Source organism: Mycobacterium sp. NGS58 (assembly GCF_059812385.1).
This window is the reverse complement of the sequence record NZ_JCALCO010000028.1, coordinates 13,385-31,950: the sequence shown is the minus strand read 5'-3', so window position 1 is coordinate 31,950 and position 18,566 is coordinate 13,385. Positions and strand designations below refer to the sequence as shown.

Here is an 18,566-nt window from a genome sequence, read left to right as displayed (position 1 = left end):
CATCTACTTTGGTTCGACGCGCAGGGCTGCGCGCGCTCCGTGGACGGCTACCCGACGAATCCGAGCGCCAAACGGGGGTGTGGCCGTCGCTGGGCGGGGTATCTCCTGGACAAGCGGCGAAAGGAGCTGACCGTCGATGGGCGCCGGAATGGATTCCCGCACTGGCCAGCGCATCCGGGCTCTGCTGCGCGGCGGAGTCGCCGGCCTGGCCGCGACGGTCGTGCTGACCTCGGGCTGTTCACGGCCGGGAGCGTCGCTGGAATCAGCACCCGACGTCGAACTCTGGCAGGCCGGTGCCGCGTTGCATGAGCCGGTGTGGTCGTACCGCATGCACGCGTTGGTGGGCATCACCGACGATCGCCGGTTGGCCGAGGTCGGCGCCGGCGATCACGGCGGCGACGCCAGGACGCGGTTCTCCGCGCCCATGGGGTCCGGACGCAACCTGCAGATCAGCCGCAAAGACGAGCGCGTCGTGTTCGTGCCGCAGCCCGAGCGGGGCAAGGTGGCGGAGGTCGACCTGGAAAGTCTGCGCCAGGTCAGCGATTTCGACGCGGGGCCCGCGCCGGCCTACCTCACCGAGGATGCGGGATTGCGGATGCTGCTGGCGCTGTCGGCGGATGGCAAGGCGGTGACGCCGGTGGACCAGTACGGCTATCGCACGCTCCCCACCGCCATCACCAGCATGAAGGCGGACACCATCGACGGCGCGAATCGCGGCCGCGAGATCGACTACCACCTGTTCGGCCCGTCAGGCATCCGCCACTTTCAGGGGACGTCGTCGCCCGCGGCGGAACGCGGCTCACTGGACCTCGACGTCGCGGTTTCGGCGGGTGACGGCACCGCGGTGACACGCAGCTACGTGGCCGGCCGCGACGACGCGACGCTGCGCGCCGTCGACTCGCGCCGCGGCGGAAAGGGATTGGAGGTGCTGGCCAGCACGCGGTTACCGTCGCCGATTCGCGAACTCGGCACCGACGACACCAGGATCTATGCCGCCACCGACCGCGAACTGGTGACGCTGGAGACGGCAAGCTTCACCGGCTTCCCGGACGGTCACATCCACGTGCTCCGCACCATCGATTACCGTTCGGGGCTGCCTCCCGCCGCCGGAGCGGCCCAGCTTTCGGGCATGGCCGTCGGGCCGCGTCGGGTCTACCTGACCTTTGCGCACGTCCCCTATGTGGTCAGCGTCGCCAAACCCCGCCTGTGACGGGTTTTGCCAGACGCCCTCGTCGGCTACATTTCGGGCAGGTTCTCCCCGCTAAGGAGGCACCGGGGTGACCAACCCACAGAACCCGTATTGGCAAAACCCGCTGAGCTACGACCCGCTTGGCCGCGTCCCGCCGGCCGACGAGGAGCTACCCGACGAGCTACCCGCGGCCGCGCCCCCGCCTTTCGCACCGCCACCCGCGCCGTACCGCCCGCCGGTGAACACGGCGGCGACGCTGTCACTGGTTTTCGCATTCCTGTTCGCGCCCGCCGGAGCGATTCTGGGACATCTCGGCCTGGCGCAGATCCGCCGCACCGGCGAACTCGGCCGCGACCGCGCGCTGGTGGGCGTGACGCTGTCGTACATCTTCATCCTGCTGGCGGTCGTCGCTCTGGCGGGATGGGCGACGCTGGCCGGTTCGACCTCCGCGCATCGGACGCCCTCCGCATCCAGCACGGCGGTGGGACCGCCGCCGCCCACGGTCCCTCCGGAGACCGTAGCGACGCTGCTACCCGGGCTCGATGCCCTGCGGAACATCACCGGGGATGCGAACCTCGACGTCGGGCCGACCTGGAACAGCCCGGGCCGCGCCGCGGATGACGGCAGCATCGACCGCCCCGAGTGCTGGGGAAGCATCGCCGCAGGCAGCCCGGACGCCTACACGCCGGGAGCGCTGGCCGGATATCACGCCGGGCAATTCACCGACACGCGCAGCATGCTCAAGTCGATGCAGGTCATCCAGGGCGTGGCGGCTTTCCGCGATGCGGCCGCCGCCCAGGCGCAGTTGGCCACCTTGTTGTCGGGGTGGCACCAGTGCGGCGGCTATACCGTCACCGTGACCGCTCCCGGTGGGCGGCCGATCCCGATGTCGTTGAGCGCGCCCGCCGATGCCGGCAACGGCATCACCACCCTCGATCTGACGCCCAAGGCCATCCAGGTGCGTTCGGCCCGGGCGATCGCCGCGAAGGCGAACGTCGTCATCGACCTGAACGTGTCCGCGAACGGCACCACCGACAGCGGGCCGCCCCGCGCGGCCGCGGTCAGCATCGCCAACTACATCCTCGGCAAGATTCCCGGCTGAGCAGCCCACGGCGGATCGGCGATCGCCACTAGGCTGAGCGCATGAAATTTGTCGACGTCGACGGGGTCGGCCGGGTCAGCCGGATCGGCCTGGGCACCTGGCAATTCGGCTCACGGGAGTGGGGTTACGGGGACAGCTACGCCGCCGGAGCGGCGGGCGACATCGTGCGCCGCGCCCGTGCGCTGGGGGTCACGCTATTCGACACCGCGGAGGTGTACGGCCTGGGCAAAAGTGAGCGGATCCTGGGCGAGGCCCTCGGCGACGAGCGCGCGGACGTCGCGGTGGCCAGCAAGATCATGCCGGTCGTGCCGTTCCCGGCCGTGGTCAAGCAGCGTGCCCACGCGAGCGCCCAGCGGCTGGGGCTGGACCGCATTCCGCTCTACCAGATCCACCAGCCCAACCCGGTGTTCCCCGACTCGGTGATCATGCCCGGCATGCGCGACCTGCTCGACAGCGGCAAGATCGGCGCCGCCGGCGTCTCGAACTATTCGCTGCAGCGGTGGCAGAAGGCCGACGCCGCGCTCGGCCGGCCGGTGATCAGCAATCAGGTGCATTTCTCGCTCGCGTACCCGAAGGCGCTGAAGGATCTGGTGCCCTTCGCCGAGCGGGAGAACCGCATAGTGATCGCCTACAGTCCGCTGGAACAGGGCCTGTTGGGCGGCAAATACGGCGTGGACAACCGTCCCGGTGGCGTGCGCGCGGTGAATTCGCTGTTCGGCACCGAAAACCTGCGCCGCGTCGAGCCGCTGCTGCAACTGTTGCGCGACGTCGCCAAGGACGTCGACGCCAAGCCGGCACAGGTGGCGCTGGCCTGGTTGATCAGCTATCCGGGCGTCGTCGCCATTCCCGGCGCCTCCAGCGTCGAGCAGCTCGAATTCAACGTCGCCGCCGCCGACATCGAACTGCCCACCGCATCACGTGATGCGCTCACCGACGCGGCCCTGGCCTTCCGCCCCACGTCGACGGCGCGGTTCCTCACCGACCTGGCCAAGGAGAAGCTCGGCCGCCCTTAAGACTGGTTTGCCTCGGCGAACGCGGCGGGGCTCGCCGGCGCCCCGCGGGCGACCACGAGCGGCATCGATGTCGAGGCGTTGGTGCGCAGGATGGTGTGGACGACGTCGACGAGGTCCTCGACGGGCATCAGCTTGCCTGGCATGCAGCCGCGCGCGGACCACAGCGGCACCGCTTTCATCGCCAGGTCCATGTCCCAGCCTTCGTTCATCCCGGTTTGGCCGTCGCCCTCGCCGCCCGCGCACTCCCCGACGATCAGGTTGGTGAACCCGATGTCGGAATGTTCGGCCCGCCACGCTTCCACGAGCCGTTCCAGGGCGGCCTTGCTGACGCCGTACGCGCCGAGGCCAGGCCAGGGCGGCCCGAAAGTGCCGGCGTCGGAGGACAGGTACACCGCCTTGCCGGCCGACGCGGTCAGGTGCGGCACCGCCGCGGCCGTCACCAACGAAGCGCCGATCACGTTGGTATCGAAGATGCGCCGCCAGGTGTCGGCGTCGGTGTCCACCATGCGGACCAGCGGCCCGACGGCGGGTGTGTAGACGATGTTGTCGATGCCGCCGAGGGCGTCGGCGGCGCGGTCGATGGCCGAGCGGCAGGATGCCTGGTCGGTGACATCGCACTCGACAGCGATCGCGTTCGGGCCGGCGTCCCTGGCCGCGGCCTCGATGCGCTCACGGCGTCGCGCGAGCAGCGCGACCTGATCGCCACGCTGCGCAAGGCCCACGCCTATGCAGCGCCCCAGCCCACTGGAGGCGCCGATCACCACTGTCCTTGACATATTCGCCCTCTCCTGTAACGACCTCGCTGCAGCCACAGCGTATCGGCAGGCGGCGCGTTACGTAACGTTCGGGCGGGTTTGTGTCAAGGTGTTCAACCGCCGTCGGGTGCCTGCAGCACTACGGCGGTGTGCGCGTCGACGGTGAACACGCCTCCCCCGGGCACTTCGTCGGCCGGCGTGGCCTCTTCGGGTCCGGTGAAGATCACCACCTGCCAGGAAGCGCCGAATTCCTTTGGCGGCAAGGTGAATTCGATCGGCTCATAGTGCGCGTTGAAGCACAGCAGAAAGGAGTCGTCGAGCACCCGCTGCCCGCGCGGGTCGCGGTCGGGGATGCCATGACCGTTGAGGAAGACGGTGAGGGATTTGGCGAATCCGGCGCCCCAGTCCTCGTCGGTCATCTCGGCGCCCTCGGGGGTGAACCAGGCGATGTCCGGCAGTCCGTCCTGACCGCGGCGGCCCACCGGCTTGCCGGAGAAGAACCGGCGCCTGCGGAACACCGGGTGCTCGGCCCGCAGCGCCGACACCGTCCGGGTGAATTCCAGCAGCCCGGCGTCCGCGTTCTCCCAGTCGATCCAGGTGAGTTCGTTGTCCTGGCAGTAGCCGTTGTTGTTGCCGTTCTGGGTGCGACCGAGCTCGTCCCCATGGCAGACCATCGGCACGCCCTGGGACAACAACAGCGTGGTCAAAAAGTTGCGTTGCTGACGGGCGCGCAGGTCGTTGACCTGTTCGTCGTCGGTGGGCCCCTCCGCTCCGCAGTTCCAGGAGCGGTTGTGGCTCTCGCCGTCGTTGTTGTCTTCACCGTTGGCCTCGTTGTGCTTCTCGTTGTAGGAGACCAGGTCGCGCAGTGTGAAGCCGTCGTGAGCGATGACGAAGTTGATCGACGCCACCGGCCGCCGCGCGGTGTGTTCGTAGAGATCGGCGGATCCGGAGAGCCGATAGGCGAACTCGTCCAGGGTGGAGGGCTCGCCGCGCCAGAAGTCGCGAACGGCGTCGCGGTACTTCCCGTTCCATTCGGTCCACTGTGGCGGGAAGTTGCCGACCTGGTATCCGCCCGGGCCGACGTCCCACGGCTCGGCGATGAGCTTGACCTGGCTGACGGTCGGGTCCTGTTGCACGAGTTCGAAAAACGTTGCCAGGCGGTCGACGTCGTAGAATTCGCGGGCCAGCGTGGCCGCCAGGTCGAACCGGAAGCCGTCGACGTGCATCTCGGTCACCCAGTAGCGCAGGGAGTCCATGATCAGCTGCAGCGCGTGCGGATGCCCGACGTTGAGGCTGTTGCCGGTGCCGGTGTAGTCCATGTAGTACTGCTTGTCGTCTTCGACCAGCCGGTAGTAGGCGGCGTTGTCGATGCCGCGCATCGACAGGGTCGGGCCCAGGTGGTTGCCCTCCGCCGTGTGGTTGTAGACCACGTCGAGGATGACCTCGATGCCGGCTTCGTGCAACGAGCGCACCATGGCCTTGAACTCCTGGACCTGCCCGCCCGGCGTGGTGGCGCTGGAGTACTTGAAGTCGGGTGCGAAGAATCCGATCGTGTTGTAACCCCAGTAATTCGACAGCCCCTTGTCCACCAGGGTGGAATCGTTGGCGAAGTGGTGCACCGGCATCAGCTCGATGGCGGTGATGCCGAGGCCCTTGAGGTGCTCGATGATCACCGGGTGCGCTACCGCGGCGTAGGTGCCGCGCAGCGGCTCGGGGATGTCGGGGTGGGTCTGGGTCAGGCCCTTGACGTGCGCCTCGTAGATGACCGAGTCGGCGTATTGGTGGTCGGGCGGCCGGTCGTTTCCCCAGTCGAAGTAGGGATTGATCACCACCGACTTGGGCATGCTGGCCGCCGAGTCGTCGTCATTGCGGCTGTCGGGGTCGCCGAAGTTGTAGCTGAACAGCGACTGGTTCCACTCGAACGAGCCGTCGATCGCTTTCGAATACGGGTCCACCAGCAGCTTGTTCGGGTTGCACCGCTGCCCCGCAGCCGGGTCGTACGGACCGTGCACGCGGTAGCCGTAGCGCTGGCCCGGTTCGATGTTGGGGATGTACGCGTGCCAGATGAAGCCGTCGATCTCCGGCAGGGTGACGCGGCTCTCGACGCCGTCGGCGTCGAACAGGCACAGCTCCACCCGCTCGGCCACCTCGCTGAACACGGCGAAGTTGGTGCCCGCGCCGTCGTATGTCGCCCCCAGGGGGTAGGCCCGGCCCGGCCACACCTCTCCGGTGGGCGTGGGAGCGAGAGCGTCTGCGGTGGTCATGGCGCAATCAATACCCTGCTTACACAGCCGTCAAACTGCATACGGGTCGCCGCGCCGCAGGCGCTAACCGGAAAGCCTTGGGGCATAGACGATCACGGCTTGAGTATGACCTTCACCGCACCGTCCTGTTTCTTCTGGAAGATGTCGTACGCGTGCGGAGCCTCGTCGAGGGGCAGCACGTGCGTGGCGAAGCTGTCGACGCCGAGCGGGTCCTCGTCGGTCAGCAGCGGCATGATGTCGTCGACCCAGCGCTTGACGTTGGCCTGTCCCATCCGCAAGGTCACCTGCTTGTCGAACAGGGTCAGCATCGGCAACGGGTCGGCCATGCCGCCGTACACGCCGATCAGCGAGATCGTGCCGCCGCGCCGCACGATGTCGATGGCGGAGTACAGGGCGGACAACCGGTCCACGCCGGCGGTCTGCATGACCCTCTTGCCGAGCGCATCGGGCAGCAGTCCGGCAACCTGTTGCGCCAGTTTGGCCGTCGGAGAGCCGTGCGCCTCCATGCCCACGGCCTCGATGACCGAGTCGGTTCCCCGCCCGTCCGTCAGGTCGCGGATCGCGTCGCCGAGCGAGCCGTCCAGCCGCCCCAAGTCGATGGTGTGGATACCGCGGTTCGCCGCGCGTCCCAGTCGTTCAGGCACCAGGTCGACGGCGATCACGCGGTAGCCCAGGTGATCGGCGATGCGCGCGGCCATGTCGCCGATGGGGCCCAGCCCGAGCACGGTGACCGAGCCGCCGTCCGGGATGTTGGCGTATTCGACCGCCTGCCACGCGGTGGGCAAGACGTCCGACAAGTAGACGAACCGCGAATCCGGTGGTCCCACAGGGACTTTGATGTGAGTGAACTGTGCCTGCGGGACGCGCAGCAGCTCGGCCTGACCGCCGGGGACCTCGCCGTAGAGCTCGGAATAGCCGAACAGCGCCGCGCCCATGCCCTGTTCACGCACCTGGGTCGTCTCGCATTGGGTGTACAGCTTCTCGCTGCACATGTGGCAACTGCCGCAAGAGATTTGGAAGGGGATGACGACCCGGTCCCCCACCCGCAGGTCGCCGGTTTGGGTGCCGACCTCACGGACGATGCCCATGGGTTCGTGACCGAGGATGTCTCCGGACTTCATGAATGCCCCAAGAATCTCGTACAGGTGCAGGTCGGACCCGCAGATGTTGGTCGATGTGACCTCGACGATGGCATCGGTGGGCTGCTCGATTTTCGGATCGGGCACCGACTCCACCCGTACATCGCGCTTGCCGTGCCAGGTAACAGCCTTCATGTGAGGGGCGATACCCGTCTCGCTCCTATCGAAACTGCGGGTGTCAGCGCCCTGCGGCGTGGGTATCACCCGCTGGTGACCCAACTCGGAGTGATCATCGTGGGCAGCGGGCCTGCAGGGGTGGCCGCGGCAGAGACCTTCCGCGAGCACGATGCCGATACACCGGTGCGGATCATCAGCGCCGACATCGACCCGCCATACCAACGGCCACCGCTGAGCAAGGAATTCCTGCGCGGGGAGACCGACGACGTCGAGCTGCACCCGCCGCGGTGGTTCGGCGACCGGTCGATCGCACTCACCTTTGGAGCTCCGGTCGATCGCTTGGACCTCGCCGAGCGCGCCGTGTACGTCGGCAAGCAGCGCTACTGCTATGACACTTTGGTCCTGGCCTGCGGCTCCGCGCCCGCGCCACCGCCATTTCCCGGCGGGGAACGGGCTCTGCTGCTGCGCTCACTGGCCGATGCCGGCAGGCTGCGCGAGGCCGCCCAGCATGCCTCCTCCGCGGTAATAATCGGGTCGGGATTCATCGGCTGCGAGGCTGCGGCGTCGTTGGCGATGCGTGGAGTTTCGGCGACTGTCGTTGCGCCGTCACACCTCCCGCAGGAAAAACGGCTCGGCAGCGAAGCAGGCGCGCGGCTGCGCGATCTGGTCAGCGAGGCGGGTGCCCGTCATGTTGGCGGGGTGACCGTGGAGGAAATCAGCGAGTCGGGCGTGCGCCTGGACAACGGCGTCACCATCGACTGTGACCTGGTGCTCGCGGCAACCGGAGTGGCACCGCAGAGTCGCATCGCCGCCGACGCGGGCCTTGAGATCCGTGAGTCCCGCGTGGTGGTGGGCTCCGATATGGCAACCTCCACGGCCGGTGTGTACGCCGCCGGCGACGTCGCGCTGGCACACCACGACGTAGCGAGACGGCACGTGGCCACCGAGCATTGGCAGGATGCGGCCGACCAGGGATCGATCGCCGGAGCGTGCGCGGCGGGCCAACAATCGAAATGGGATGGGGTTCCGGGGTTTTGGACCACAATCGGTGATGCGACGCTCAAGTATCACGCCTGGGGTGACGGGTACGAGCGCAGCCGAATGCTCGACCACGGCAACAGCTTCACCGTGTGGTACGAATCGGGAGACGCGGTCGTAGGCGTCCTGACCTACAACGCCGACGACGACTACGATCTCGGCGAGCGGCTTATCGCCGAGGGGCGACCCGCGCCGGTCCCGATGGACTGACTTCGGTCAAAACCGCTGTCAGCGGCCGTGTTCAGTGCCGGCGGTGTTTGAGCGGATGTTCGCTGTCGATCAGTGCGGCCGCGATGTCGACCAGCCTGGTGTTGGACTGCTGCGAAAGCCGAGTGAGCAGCTCGAACGCTTCTACGGCGTCGAGATTAAAGCGCTCCATGACCATGCCCTTGGCCTGCCCGATGATGTCTCGAGAGGCCAGGGCACTGCGGAATTGGTCTTGTCGGCGCATCATCGACCAGGCCAAGGCGATATGGGTCGCGTACACCGTGCCCAACTCCACCGACTCCTGGTCGAATGCGTGTGGACGGTCGGCATAGAAATTGAGCGCGGACATGCTGCTGCCGTCGGCGAACAACTCGAACGACAGGATGGACCGGACCGGCGTCTGCTCGAGCGCGTGCCGCCGGTAGTGCGGCCAGCGCTGTTCGCTGTGTAGGTCAGCGATGTGCATGACGTGGTGCTCCCAGGCGGCGGTCAGGCACGGCCCTTCACCGGACCTGTTCTGGATCGCGTCGAGGATCATCGGGAAACGATGCGTAGCGACCACGCTCCTGACCAGCTTGCGCTTCTCGGCCAAGGTGATTCCGGCGTACTGGGAGCCGGTCACGTGGTCGACACCGTTATCGATCAGCTCCTGCAGCCCGGCCGCAGTATCACCGTTCCCCCGCTCCAGGTTCGCTACGAGCTCCACGAGCTGATTGACGATTGTGGCGCGTCCATCTCGCATCTACTTCACCCCCGTGAGCCTTTCGAGCCGCGGAGCCCCTTTTTGGCAACGTCGGAGTGGCATTGACTAGTTTAGAAGCCATTCAACGAAGCGCAAGGCCAGATAGCGAACGCGTCCCCGGATGCCCTAGGCCCCCCCGGGGATAGCGCCCCAGCTGTCGGAGCGGATCATAAAACGTTCGCGCTCAATGATTTTCATGGCAGCAGGTGCATGAACCCGCGGGCGGGCCGCAGCCCACTCCCGCGGGCCGCCTACACTCGCGTCGGTGACCTCCATGTGATCGTGGGAAGCGGCTTCACCGGGTTCACCTGCGCCCGCCGGCTGGCCAAGATTCTGCGCCGACGGCGTGCCCCCGTCGACATCACGATAATCTCGCCGGTCGACTACATGCTGTACACACCGCTGTTGCCCGACGTCGCCGGCGGCGTGGTCGATGCCCGCTTTGTCGCTGTGCCACTGGCCAATTCGCTCAAGAACGTCCGCGCCGTGCGCGGCCGCGTGGACGGCGTGGACTTCGACCAACGCACGCTGACCTATTGCGATCCCGAAGAGCGCAGCCATTCCATGTCCTGGGATCGCCTGGTGCTGACGCCGGGCTCGGTGACCCGGTTGTTCGATGTCCCGGGGCTCGCCAGGCACGCGCGCGGACTGAAGACCACTGCCGAGGCCCTCTACCTGCGCGACCATTTTGTCGAACAACTGGAGCTGGCCAACATCGAAGACGATCCCCGGATCGCGGCGGCCCGGCGCACCGTCGTGGTTGTCGGCGCGTCGTATTCGGGCACCGAGCTGGTGGCGCAGCTGCGGGCGCTGGCGGACGCGGCGGCCAAACAGATGAGCTTCAACCCGGCCGAAGTGCGGTTTTTGCTGCTGGATTTGGCCGACCAGGTGATGCCCGAGGTGGGAAAGAAGCTGGGTGACGCCGCGCTCAAGGTGCTGCGCAAGCGCGGCATCGATGTCCGGCTCGGCATCACCCTCAAGGAGGCGCACGCCGATCACGTTGTGCTCAGCGATGATTCGCGAATCGAGACGCGCACGATCGCCTGGGTGACGGGGGTCACCGGCGCACCATTGATCCACAGCCTCGGGCTGCCGACCGAAAAGGGCCGGCTCACCGTCCGGCCCGACCTGCAGGTGCCGGATCACCCGGAGGTGTTCGCGGCTGGTGACGCGGCGGCGGTGCCAGACCTGACCCAGCCGGGAAAGGTCACGCCGCCGACCGCCCAACACGCGACGCGCCAGGGCAAGGCGTTGGCCCGCAACGTCGCGGCCAGCCTCGGTCACGGCAGCAGCAAGGCATACAAGCACCGCAACCTCGGGCTGGTGGTCGACCTTGGACCGCGCTACGCGGTGGCCAACCCGCTCAACATCCACCTGTCGGGGTTGCCCGCCAAGGCCGTCACCCGGTCGTACCACCTGTACGCGATTCCACGGGGCGTCAACCGGTGGGCGGTCTCGCTCGCGTATCTGACTGACGCGTTGTTCACCCGCTCCGTCGTTTCGATCGGGTTGTCCTCCGAGAACGACGCGCAATTCGCGGCCAGCGAGGGCATTCCGATGCCGAAGACGAGCTGAACGCGACAGCGACCGTCGTCAGCCTTCGGCCGACTGTTGCGCCATAGCGTAGGCGAGTTGAAGGAAGTCCGCGCCGGTCAGTGCGGTGAACACGCCGGCGACCAGCCGGGTGAAACGCGGCGCGAACACCAGGCCGATGGCGAATCCCGTGGCGACCCACATGTCCAGGCAGAAGGGGCACGTCAGCAGTTCCCCCAAGCTGTGCCGGAGCTGGCTTTGTTCGCGAACCTCTTCCTGTACTTCCGCGGGTCCGCTCGTGCCGGCGTAATGCGTGAAGGGTGCCCGCAGCGGGCTCGTCACCGCGTCCTTGGTCAAGGTGCGCGACAGTTTGTGGGTGCCCAGGGTGAGCAAGATCAGGTCTTGGACCCGCCAGCGGGTCGGCAGGGTGCGCCCGCTGACCAGCGCGGTCACCGCCGCGACGATCACCACGACGCCGTAGACCACCATCACCGCCAGGTAGCCGCCCAGCGGCCGGTCGTTGTCACCGCGGTAAGAGTCGGCTTCCTGCCGTGCGCTATCGGCGACCTGAGCACCGGTCTCCGTCAACTCACCCATCGCTTCTCCTTGAAGGCATAGGGGGACGAATACCCGGGGTGGGCCGACGCAATCCGGGATGGTTCAGACCGTGCCCGGCTCAACGGGCTTGGTCGTCTTCGCGGCTGCCCGCAAGGTGCGGTTGGTGGACCGCAGGTCGGTGTTGGCCGCCGACAACGTGGCGTTGTGGTCCTCCAGGTCGAGGATGCGCGCGACGCCGGCCAGGTTGACCCCGGAGTCGACCAGCTCGCTGATACGCCTGAGCCGCAACAGGTCGTCCGCGCTGTACCGCCGGGTACCGCCGGCGCTGCGGGCCGGTGTGATCAAGCCGTAGCGTTCGTAGAGGCGCAGCGACTGCACCGCGATCCCGGACAATTCTGCCGCCACAGAGATGCCGTAGACGCCGTGGTCGGACGACGGGGCACCCGCGTCTCCGCGGTAGTCGGACATCACCCATCTCCTTCAGCTACCCGCTCAAAAAATCTATCTAGCACACTTGCGTCATTCTGTCGAGGATGATATATCAAACCTATGTCATTAGACATAGGAAATTGCCGACCCACCGCCTAGATTGGAGTGAGAGGTGACCACCATGCTGATGCGTTCAGATCCCTTCCGTGAGCTCGACCGCTTCGCTCACCAGGTCCTCGGCACGGCCGCCAGGCCGGCGGTGATGCCGATGGACGCCTGGCGCGAAGGCGAGAAGTTCGTCGTCGAGTTCGACCTGCCCGGCATCGATGTCGACTCCCTGGACATCGACATCGAGCGCAATGTGGTGACCGTGCGTGCCGAACGACCGGCCGTCGATCCCAACCGCGAGATGCTGGCCACCGAGCGGCCGCGCGGCGTGTTCAGCCGCCAGCTGGTGCTCGGCGAAAACCTCGACACCGAAAAGATCGAGGCCTCCTACGCCGAAGGCGTTCTGCGCCTGCATGTTCCGGTGGCCGAAAAGGCAAAGCCGCGCAAGATCAGCGTGGGCCGCGGCGAAACTCAACGGGCCGTGCGAGACAGCGCCGGCGAGCGCGAGGTCATCAACGCCTGACCGACCGGCGGGCCGGGCGGCGGTCAAACTCCCCCGACCACCGCCCGCCGCCGGCCCCAGGCCACCGCAGCGGCGTCTCGCCCCGGTGCCAGGCAGACCGGACTCACCATGAAATGGGAACTCGACGGCCAGACGGCCAGCGTCGAAGAGGCGTTGGCCGGCGGCGCTGCACAACCGGCGGGCTGGTTTCGGTTCTACTTCACCGACCAGCGCTGGGAATGGTCGGAACAAGTGCAACGCATGCACGGGTATGAGCCCGGCAGCGTCACTCCGACCACCGAACTGGTGCTGTCACACAAGCATCCCGACGACCGCGGGCATGTCGCGGCCACCATCGGTCAGATAGTCGAGACGCGCCAGGCGTTCAGCACGCGCCACCGGATCGTGGACACGCGGGGAGAAGTGCACCACGTCGTCGTCGTCGGTGACCGGATCTTTGACGACGACGGTGACGTCATCGGAACCCATGGCTTCTACATCGACGTCTCCGGACCCCGCGAACGAATGCGTGAGGAGGAGATGAGCGCGAAACTCGCTGAGATCAGCGAGAACCGGGCGGGCATCGAACAAGCAAAGGGCATGCTGATGTTGGTCTACGGCATCAGCGAAGGCGCCGCCTTCGATTTGCTCAAGTGGCTCTCCCAGGAAGCGAACATCAAGTTGCGGCCACTGGCCGAGCAGATCGCCGAGGACTTCCGCAACGCCGGCCTGCCGCTGAACACGCAGTCGGAATTCGACCATCTCATGCTGACCGCGCACCAACGCGTCCGCCGCTGCGACGATCGCGTGTGACTTCTGGCCCCGTGGCGGGCCCTTTCCCGCCGGTCTGGCAGTACATTGCGGCAGACCAACCCGATATCTCATATTCTCGACGGAAGCCATCGAGAAGCCACTGGTTCAACGACTTTGGTCCCCGCGGGTGAGGACCTTCGGCCGGCGCTTCGGCCAATGGCCTTCAATAGCCTTGCGGCAGCGCCCTATTGCGGACGCCGTCGCACACGCGGGAAGGGAAAATCCGATGACCGACGAGGGAGTCGACATCCTGCCGGTGCACGAATGCTGGGAGCTTCTCGGCAGCCTGACGCTCGGGCGGCTGGTCACCTACGCCGACGGTCAACCCGACATCTTCCCGGTCAACTACGTCGTGCAGCGCCGGACCGTGCTGTTCCGCACCGCGGCGGGGACAAAGCTGGTCAGCGCCGCGATCAACAGTCGGGTGCTCTTCGAAGTCGACGACCACAACGTCGCCGAGGCATGGAGCGTGATCGTCCGCGGCACGGCGCGCTCCTTGCGCACCCCCGAGGAACTCGAGGAGGCCGCACGCGCACAGGTGTTGCCGTGGACGAGGCCGGAGAAAACGCACTACGTGCGCATCGTCCCGGAGAGCATCACCGGCCGGCGGTTTCGCTTGGGGTCACCGCCGGGAGATGTTTAGCGGACGCGATCAATCGGCCCACTCGACGAAGTCGCCGAGGTCACGTCGCGGCGTGGCCGGCAACGGGTCGGCGTTGATCGGCGCCCAGCCCACCCGGAGCAGCATCTGCGCGTAATTGGTGTCGCCGAAGACGTCGGAGCGGACCGCTTCGCGGGTCTCGGCCGTCTCCAGCGGCTCGGTGACCGGGCAACTGGCCAGTCCCGTCGACGTCGCGGTGAGTAGCACGACGCTGGTGGCTTCGCCGGCGCGCAACTGCGCCAGCCGATCGTCGTGACGGGTTCCCAGCGCGAGAACCACGGCGTTGTCGGTGGCCGCGGACGAATGCGGCGCCATCGGCAGCGCCGCGCCGGCGAACAGCCGGCTCGGGATCTTGGCGTCCGGATCCGACATCGGCGCATTGCGGGCGGGAACGCCCGCGACCGAGAAGTAGCGCCCACTCCACGTCGTGAGCTCGGCGAGATAGTCCTTGGTCAGGTGATCGCGAACGGATTCGGCGACGATGTCGTGCAGCTTGTCGATGTCCTCCACCTGGCACAGCGTGACCCCGTTGCGGGCGGCCCGCGCCGCCATGAGCGCGATATCGCCCATGGGCACCGGCCAGGAGCTGTAGTGACGCCGATCGGTTCGCCGCCGCGGGATGGCCGCGGCCAGTGCGATGTCGACGTAATCGGCGGACTGGGGGGACAGCTCGATGGTGGCAAGGTGGTTGGGCTCGTCGGCGTCCGGCAGCCGGCTCACCCGGGATCGCCAACCCACCGCCGCGAAAGCCGCGACGCAGTGATGCAGCGCCGTGCCGCAGCTCAGGATCAAGTCGCGGCCCTCGGGATCGGTGCTGGGCAGTTGGCGGGTGGGGTCGGCGTACAGCTGCAGGCTCGCCGCCTCGACGCGCCACCGCCACGGCTGGGTGTTGTGCACCGACGGGGCGCGCGACGCCAAAGTCAGGGCCGTCCGGATCGTTCCGGCGTCCGGAAAGCGGGTGTCCATATCGGTCCCCTCCTAGCGCGTTACTGGTATCCACCGTCATGCATCCTCGGCGGCGCCGCGAGGGCACGACGGCTCTAACTCAAGGGACTTTCGGCCAATCTCCGTGGCCGGTCCGCCGGGGCGCCGTCCGCCCTTATGCTGACCACGATGGCAAATCACGGCCCCGATCCCACCACGCCGCTGTGGCGCGCGGCGCAAGTGTTCCGGTTGCTGAGCTGCGTCTATGCCACCGGCTTTCAGATCGCGGTCAACCCGGAATTCGTTCGGCCGGTGCTGGGTTGGGTGTTGTTCGCCGGGCTGATCTGCTGGAGCGCGGTGTGCGCGCTGGCCTACCTGCGGGGGTTCGGCCGCAGGCCGGCGTGGGTGGTCGCCGAGCTGGTGGTCGTCGTCTTGCTGATGTGGTCGAACAACCTGGTCGCCAGCCAGCAGTGGGCGGCCGACAATCAGACCTGGCCCACCACCCTGTGGGCCAGCAATCCCACGATCTCGGCCGCCATCCAGTTCGGCCCCGCGGGCGGAATGCTGACTGGACTTGCGGTGATGGCCACCAACTTCGCGGTCAAGAACTACCTCGCGCTCAACCTCGGGCACAACGCCACCGTCATCATCGAACTGGCGATCGGCATGGCGATCGGGATGGCCGCGCAAACCGCGCGCCGCGCCCACGACGAGCTGCAACGAGCGGCCCGGTTGACGGCCGCGGTGCAGGAGCGCGACCGGCTGTCCCGGCAGGTACACGACGGCGCCATCCAGGTGCTGGCGCTGGTCGCCAAGAAGGGGCATGAGATCGGCGGCGCCACAGCCGAACTCGCCGATCTGGCGAGCGAGCAAGAACGCGCGCTGCGGCGCTGGCTGGCGTGCACCGACATGGACCCCGAAACCGACGGCGCCACGCTCGACCTGCGCACGCTGCTGCGGTGCCGGGAATCCGATCGGGTGTCCTTCAGCCTGCCCGGCACCCCGGTGCCGTTGGGGCGTTGGGCGGCAACCGAACTCGACGCCGCGGTGGGCAATGCGCTGGACAACGTCGCCGCCCACGCCGGCCCGGATGCGCAGGCGTTCGTGCTCGTGGAGGACCTCGGCGATTCCGTTCTGGTAAGTGTCCGCGACGATGGAGTGGGAATCACGGCCGGCCGGCTCGAGGAGGCGACGAGCCAGGGACGCCTTGGCATCTCCCAGTCGATCGTGGGGCGGTTGACGTCGTTGGGCGGCAGCGCCGAATTGCGCAGCGACCCCGGGGAAGGCACCGAGTGGGAGTTGTGCGTGCCGCGGGGGGAGGGACGCCATGGCGGATGATGGGACGCCGACGACGGTGATGGTGGTCGACGACCATCCGATCTGGCGTGACGCTGTCGCTCGTGACCTGGCCGAGGACGGCTTCACCGTGGTGGCGACGGCCGACGGCGTGGGTTCCGCGCAGCGGCGGGCGGCGGCCGTCAAGCCCGACGTGGTGGTGATGGACATGCAGCTGACCGACGGTGACGGCGCGCAGGCGACCGCCGCGGTGCTCGCGGCCTCGCCCGCGTCGCGGGTCCTGGTGCTGTCGGCCTCGGACGAACGCGAGGACGTCCTGGAGGCGGTCAAGGCCGGAGCGACGGGATACCTGGTCAAGAGCGCCTCGAAAGGCGAACTGGCGCAGGCGGTGACGGCAACGGCGGCAGGCCGGGCGGTGTTCACCCCGAGCCTGGCCGGGCTCGTCTTGGGTGAATACCGGCGCATCGCACAGAGCAAGGACGACGGCCCCGCCCGCCCCAGCCTCACCGACCGCGAAACGGAGGTGCTGCGTTATGTCGCAAAAGGGCTGTCCGCCAAGCAGATCGCCGAGAAGCTTACGCTGAGCCATCGGACGGTGGAAAACCATGTGCAGGCGACATTTCGCAAGCTTCAAGTCGCCAATCGGGTGGAATTGGCTCGCTACGCCATCGAGCACGGCCTGGACGAAGGGCCGTGACCCGCGGGTAGAGTGAACAACCCTCGCCCCGCGGGTCAACGACTCCGCGGCTACCGTGCCACCCCGTGCGGGCGCCGCAGCGCTATGTCGCCGCCGCGCTGGGCCACGACCCGCGCGGCGACCAGCGCGCCTACCACCACGGCCATGCACACCAGCCCGTCGTCCTTGAGTCCCCACCTGATCGCGGCGAGCAGCGCCGCGCCTGCCACGCACAGCAGGCCACCGACGGCGCAACCGTGCCCGCGTGACGTCACCGCGGGCGCGCCGTCCCAACCGGACAACGGATTGTTCTCCAGCGGCCGCAGCGCCACGAACAGCACCGCCACCGCGACGACCACGATGAACAGTTGCGCGAGGCTGATGGCGAGAAAATCCTGCGCGCCCGGAAAGCGCGGGCAGCCAAGGTAATCGAACACCAGGTGCACGCCCAGCAGCACCGGCATGTGCCACAGGTACAGGGTCATCGCGCCGGAATTGCCGATGGCGGTCCACCACCACACCCGGGGACGCTGCGCCCACCGCGCGATCGCCGGTGCGGCCGCGATTGCCAACGCGCTCAGGATGATTGCGTGCCCCGCCAGCAGCAGTGACGGCGGGCTGGTATTGGACAGATGATGGTCACCGGTGCCGACCATGCTGATCTGATAAGGCCCCCAGTGCACCAGGGCGACGTCCACGGCGAAGAAGGCGGCGGCGACGGCCAGCGCGGCGCGGCCGCCGAGCAGCCGGCGACGGTAGGCCACGCCGAACATGGCGGGAATGAGCCAGACGGCCAGGTTGAGGTAGCCCAGCGGCATCATCGCCGGCCAGTGCAGCCGGACCACGTCGATCAGCGCGATCGCTCCGTAAACCGTGGCCACACCGGCGGCCAGGCGCCCGGCCGTGGTGATGTGGTACAGCACGGGCATGGCCGCCAGCACCAGGACGTAGGCTCCCAGGAACCACAGCAGCTGCGTGCTGACGCCGGCGATCGGCTCGTAGATGTGTTGCGGCAGAGCTTGATACAGCACCGTCAGCGTAACGGCCCAGAATGCCAGATAATAGAACACCGGGCGGAACAGCCTGGTGCACCGTTTCATCAGCCAGCCGCCCCAGTTGGTGCCCGGCGCCCAGGAGGACACGCAGGCCGCAGCCCCCGCGAAGAAGAACAGCGGCATGATCTGCAGCAACCACGTCATCGCCTGAAAAAGAGCGGAGGTCGTGAGCAGGTTGTCCCAGATCAGCACGTGATTCTCGATGATGCTGGCCGCCATCACGGTATGGCCGAGCACCACGCCGACCAGCGATGTGATGCGGATGACGTCCAGCACACGATCGCGATCGGCCGGCGTATTCGCGGCAATTTCGGCGACGTCGGGAAATCTCACAAGGGTTGTCATGGGAGCGGAACTGCCCTTCTGTTGATGCGGATGCGTTGTGGTGGAGATGTGATGAGAGAAGCCTCGCCGATCGCGCGCACAGGAGCCTGCGCGCTTCTAC

General features: G+C 67.4%; 18 protein-coding genes. 10 read left to right on the top strand and 8 right to left on the bottom strand.

What is annotated here, in order from left to right; all coding sequences use genetic code 11:
• Window positions 1–136: 136 nt before the first annotated feature.
• The 3 genes from AC5Y4H_RS22380 (at window position 137) to AC5Y4H_RS22370 (ending at window position 3,304) form a co-directional block, all read left to right on the top strand.
• On the top strand, window positions 137–1,210 hold the full coding sequence (locus AC5Y4H_RS22380; protein ID WP_499985211.1) for a hypothetical protein: 1,074 nt from the start codon (window positions 137–139) through the stop codon (window positions 1,208–1,210).
• 67 nt (window positions 1,211–1,277) lie between these two features.
• Entirely contained in the window at window positions 1,278–2,291 is a 1,014-nt protein-coding gene (locus tag AC5Y4H_RS22375; RefSeq protein ID WP_499985208.1) for a sensor domain-containing protein, read from the top strand.
• 41 nt (window positions 2,292–2,332) lie between these two features.
• Entirely contained in the window at window positions 2,333–3,304 is a 972-nt protein-coding gene (locus AC5Y4H_RS22370) for an aldo/keto reductase (protein WP_499985206.1), read from the top strand.
• On the opposite strand, the gene AC5Y4H_RS22365 is transcribed toward AC5Y4H_RS22370, so the two are convergent.
• The 3 genes from AC5Y4H_RS22365 to AC5Y4H_RS22355 form a co-directional block, all read right to left on the bottom strand.
• Window positions 3,301–4,068 (bottom strand): SDR family oxidoreductase, encoded by a 768-nt coding sequence (locus AC5Y4H_RS22365; protein WP_499985280.1) that lies wholly within the window; start codon window positions 4,066–4,068, stop codon window positions 3,301–3,303. The two genes, AC5Y4H_RS22370 and AC5Y4H_RS22365, sit on opposite strands and share 4 nt — an antisense overlap.
• A gap of 104 nt (window positions 4,069–4,172) precedes the next feature.
• The gene (gene glgX / locus AC5Y4H_RS22360; protein ID WP_499985204.1) at window positions 4,173–6,323 is read right to left on the bottom strand and encodes a glycogen debranching protein GlgX; all 2,151 of its coding nucleotides are present in this window, start codon (window positions 6,321–6,323) and stop codon (window positions 4,173–4,175) included.
• Between the two features lie 92 nt (window positions 6,324–6,415).
• A complete protein-coding gene (locus AC5Y4H_RS22355) occupies window positions 6,416–7,597 on the bottom strand; it encodes a zinc-dependent alcohol dehydrogenase (RefSeq protein WP_499985203.1) in 1,182 nt (393 codons plus the stop codon).
• A 75-nt stretch (window positions 7,598–7,672) separates the two neighbouring features.
• On the opposite strand from AC5Y4H_RS22355, the gene AC5Y4H_RS22350 reads away from it, so the two are divergent.
• Window positions 7,673–8,827 carry an NAD(P)/FAD-dependent oxidoreductase gene (locus AC5Y4H_RS22350; protein WP_499985200.1) on the top strand — a complete coding sequence of 385 codons (1,155 nt, stop codon included), beginning with the start codon at window positions 7,673–7,675 and terminating at the stop codon, window positions 8,825–8,827.
• 31 nt (window positions 8,828–8,858) lie between these two features.
• Here the strand turns inward: AC5Y4H_RS22350 and AC5Y4H_RS22345 are convergent, their stop codons facing one another.
• Complete coding sequence (locus AC5Y4H_RS22345; protein ID WP_499985197.1) at window positions 8,859–9,566, bottom strand: GAF and ANTAR domain-containing protein; 708 nt, start codon at window positions 9,564–9,566, stop codon at window positions 8,859–8,861.
• A gap of 276 nt (window positions 9,567–9,842) precedes the next feature.
• On the opposite strand from AC5Y4H_RS22345, the gene AC5Y4H_RS22340 reads away from it, so the two are divergent.
• Window positions 9,843–11,141 carry an NAD(P)/FAD-dependent oxidoreductase gene (locus AC5Y4H_RS22340; RefSeq protein WP_499985196.1) on the top strand — a complete coding sequence of 433 codons (1,299 nt, stop codon included), beginning with the start codon at window positions 9,843–9,845 and terminating at the stop codon, window positions 11,139–11,141.
• Window positions 11,142–11,159: 18 nt separating this feature from the next.
• Here the strand turns inward: AC5Y4H_RS22340 and AC5Y4H_RS22335 are convergent, their stop codons facing one another.
• Both AC5Y4H_RS22335 and AC5Y4H_RS22330 read right to left on the bottom strand, forming a co-directional pair.
• Window positions 11,160–11,696, bottom strand: a complete 537-nt coding sequence (locus tag AC5Y4H_RS22335; RefSeq protein WP_499985194.1) for a DUF1360 domain-containing protein — start codon at window positions 11,694–11,696, stop codon at window positions 11,160–11,162.
• Between the two features lie 63 nt (window positions 11,697–11,759).
• Window positions 11,760–12,125, bottom strand: a complete 366-nt coding sequence (locus tag AC5Y4H_RS22330; protein WP_499985190.1) for a MerR family transcriptional regulator — start codon at window positions 12,123–12,125, stop codon at window positions 11,760–11,762.
• A gap of 142 nt (window positions 12,126–12,267) precedes the next feature.
• On the opposite strand from AC5Y4H_RS22330, the gene AC5Y4H_RS22325 reads away from it, so the two are divergent.
• The 3 genes from AC5Y4H_RS22325 to AC5Y4H_RS22315 all read left to right on the top strand — a co-directional run bounded on the left by AC5Y4H_RS22325 (window position 12,268) and on the right by AC5Y4H_RS22315 (window position 14,152).
• Entirely contained in the window at window positions 12,268–12,717 is a 450-nt protein-coding gene (locus AC5Y4H_RS22325; RefSeq protein WP_499985188.1) for an Hsp20/alpha crystallin family protein, read from the top strand.
• Window positions 12,718–12,825: 108 nt separating this feature from the next.
• A complete protein-coding gene (locus tag AC5Y4H_RS22320; protein ID WP_499985186.1) occupies window positions 12,826–13,509 on the top strand; it encodes a PAS and ANTAR domain-containing protein in 684 nt (227 codons plus the stop codon).
• A gap of 226 nt (window positions 13,510–13,735) precedes the next feature.
• Window positions 13,736–14,152 carry a pyridoxamine 5'-phosphate oxidase family protein gene (locus AC5Y4H_RS22315; protein WP_499985184.1) on the top strand — a complete coding sequence of 139 codons (417 nt, stop codon included), beginning with the start codon at window positions 13,736–13,738 and terminating at the stop codon, window positions 14,150–14,152.
• A 9-nt stretch (window positions 14,153–14,161) separates the two neighbouring features.
• On the opposite strand, the gene AC5Y4H_RS22310 is transcribed toward AC5Y4H_RS22315, so the two are convergent.
• Complete coding sequence (locus tag AC5Y4H_RS22310; RefSeq protein WP_499985182.1) at window positions 14,162–15,136, bottom strand: Acg family FMN-binding oxidoreductase; 975 nt, start codon at window positions 15,134–15,136, stop codon at window positions 14,162–14,164.
• A 135-nt stretch (window positions 15,137–15,271) separates the two neighbouring features.
• Here AC5Y4H_RS22310 and macS point away from each other — a divergent pair, with 135 nt between their 5' ends.
• On the top strand, window positions 15,272–16,432 hold the full coding sequence (gene macS, locus AC5Y4H_RS22305) for a MacS family sensor histidine kinase (RefSeq protein ID WP_499985180.1): 1,161 nt from the start codon (window positions 15,272–15,274) through the stop codon (window positions 16,430–16,432).
• Window positions 16,422–17,087, top strand: coding sequence for a response regulator (locus AC5Y4H_RS22300; protein ID WP_499985177.1), 666 nt, complete (start codon window positions 16,422–16,424; stop codon window positions 17,085–17,087). Before macS ends, AC5Y4H_RS22300 begins: the two co-directional genes overlap by 11 nt.
• Before the next feature lie 50 nt (window positions 17,088–17,137).
• Here AC5Y4H_RS22300 and AC5Y4H_RS22295 read toward each other — a convergent pair whose 3' ends face one another.
• The gene (locus AC5Y4H_RS22295) at window positions 17,138–18,466 is read right to left on the bottom strand and encodes an acyltransferase family protein (protein WP_499985175.1); all 1,329 of its coding nucleotides are present in this window, start codon (window positions 18,464–18,466) and stop codon (window positions 17,138–17,140) included.
• Window positions 18,467–18,566: the final 100 nt, after the last annotated feature.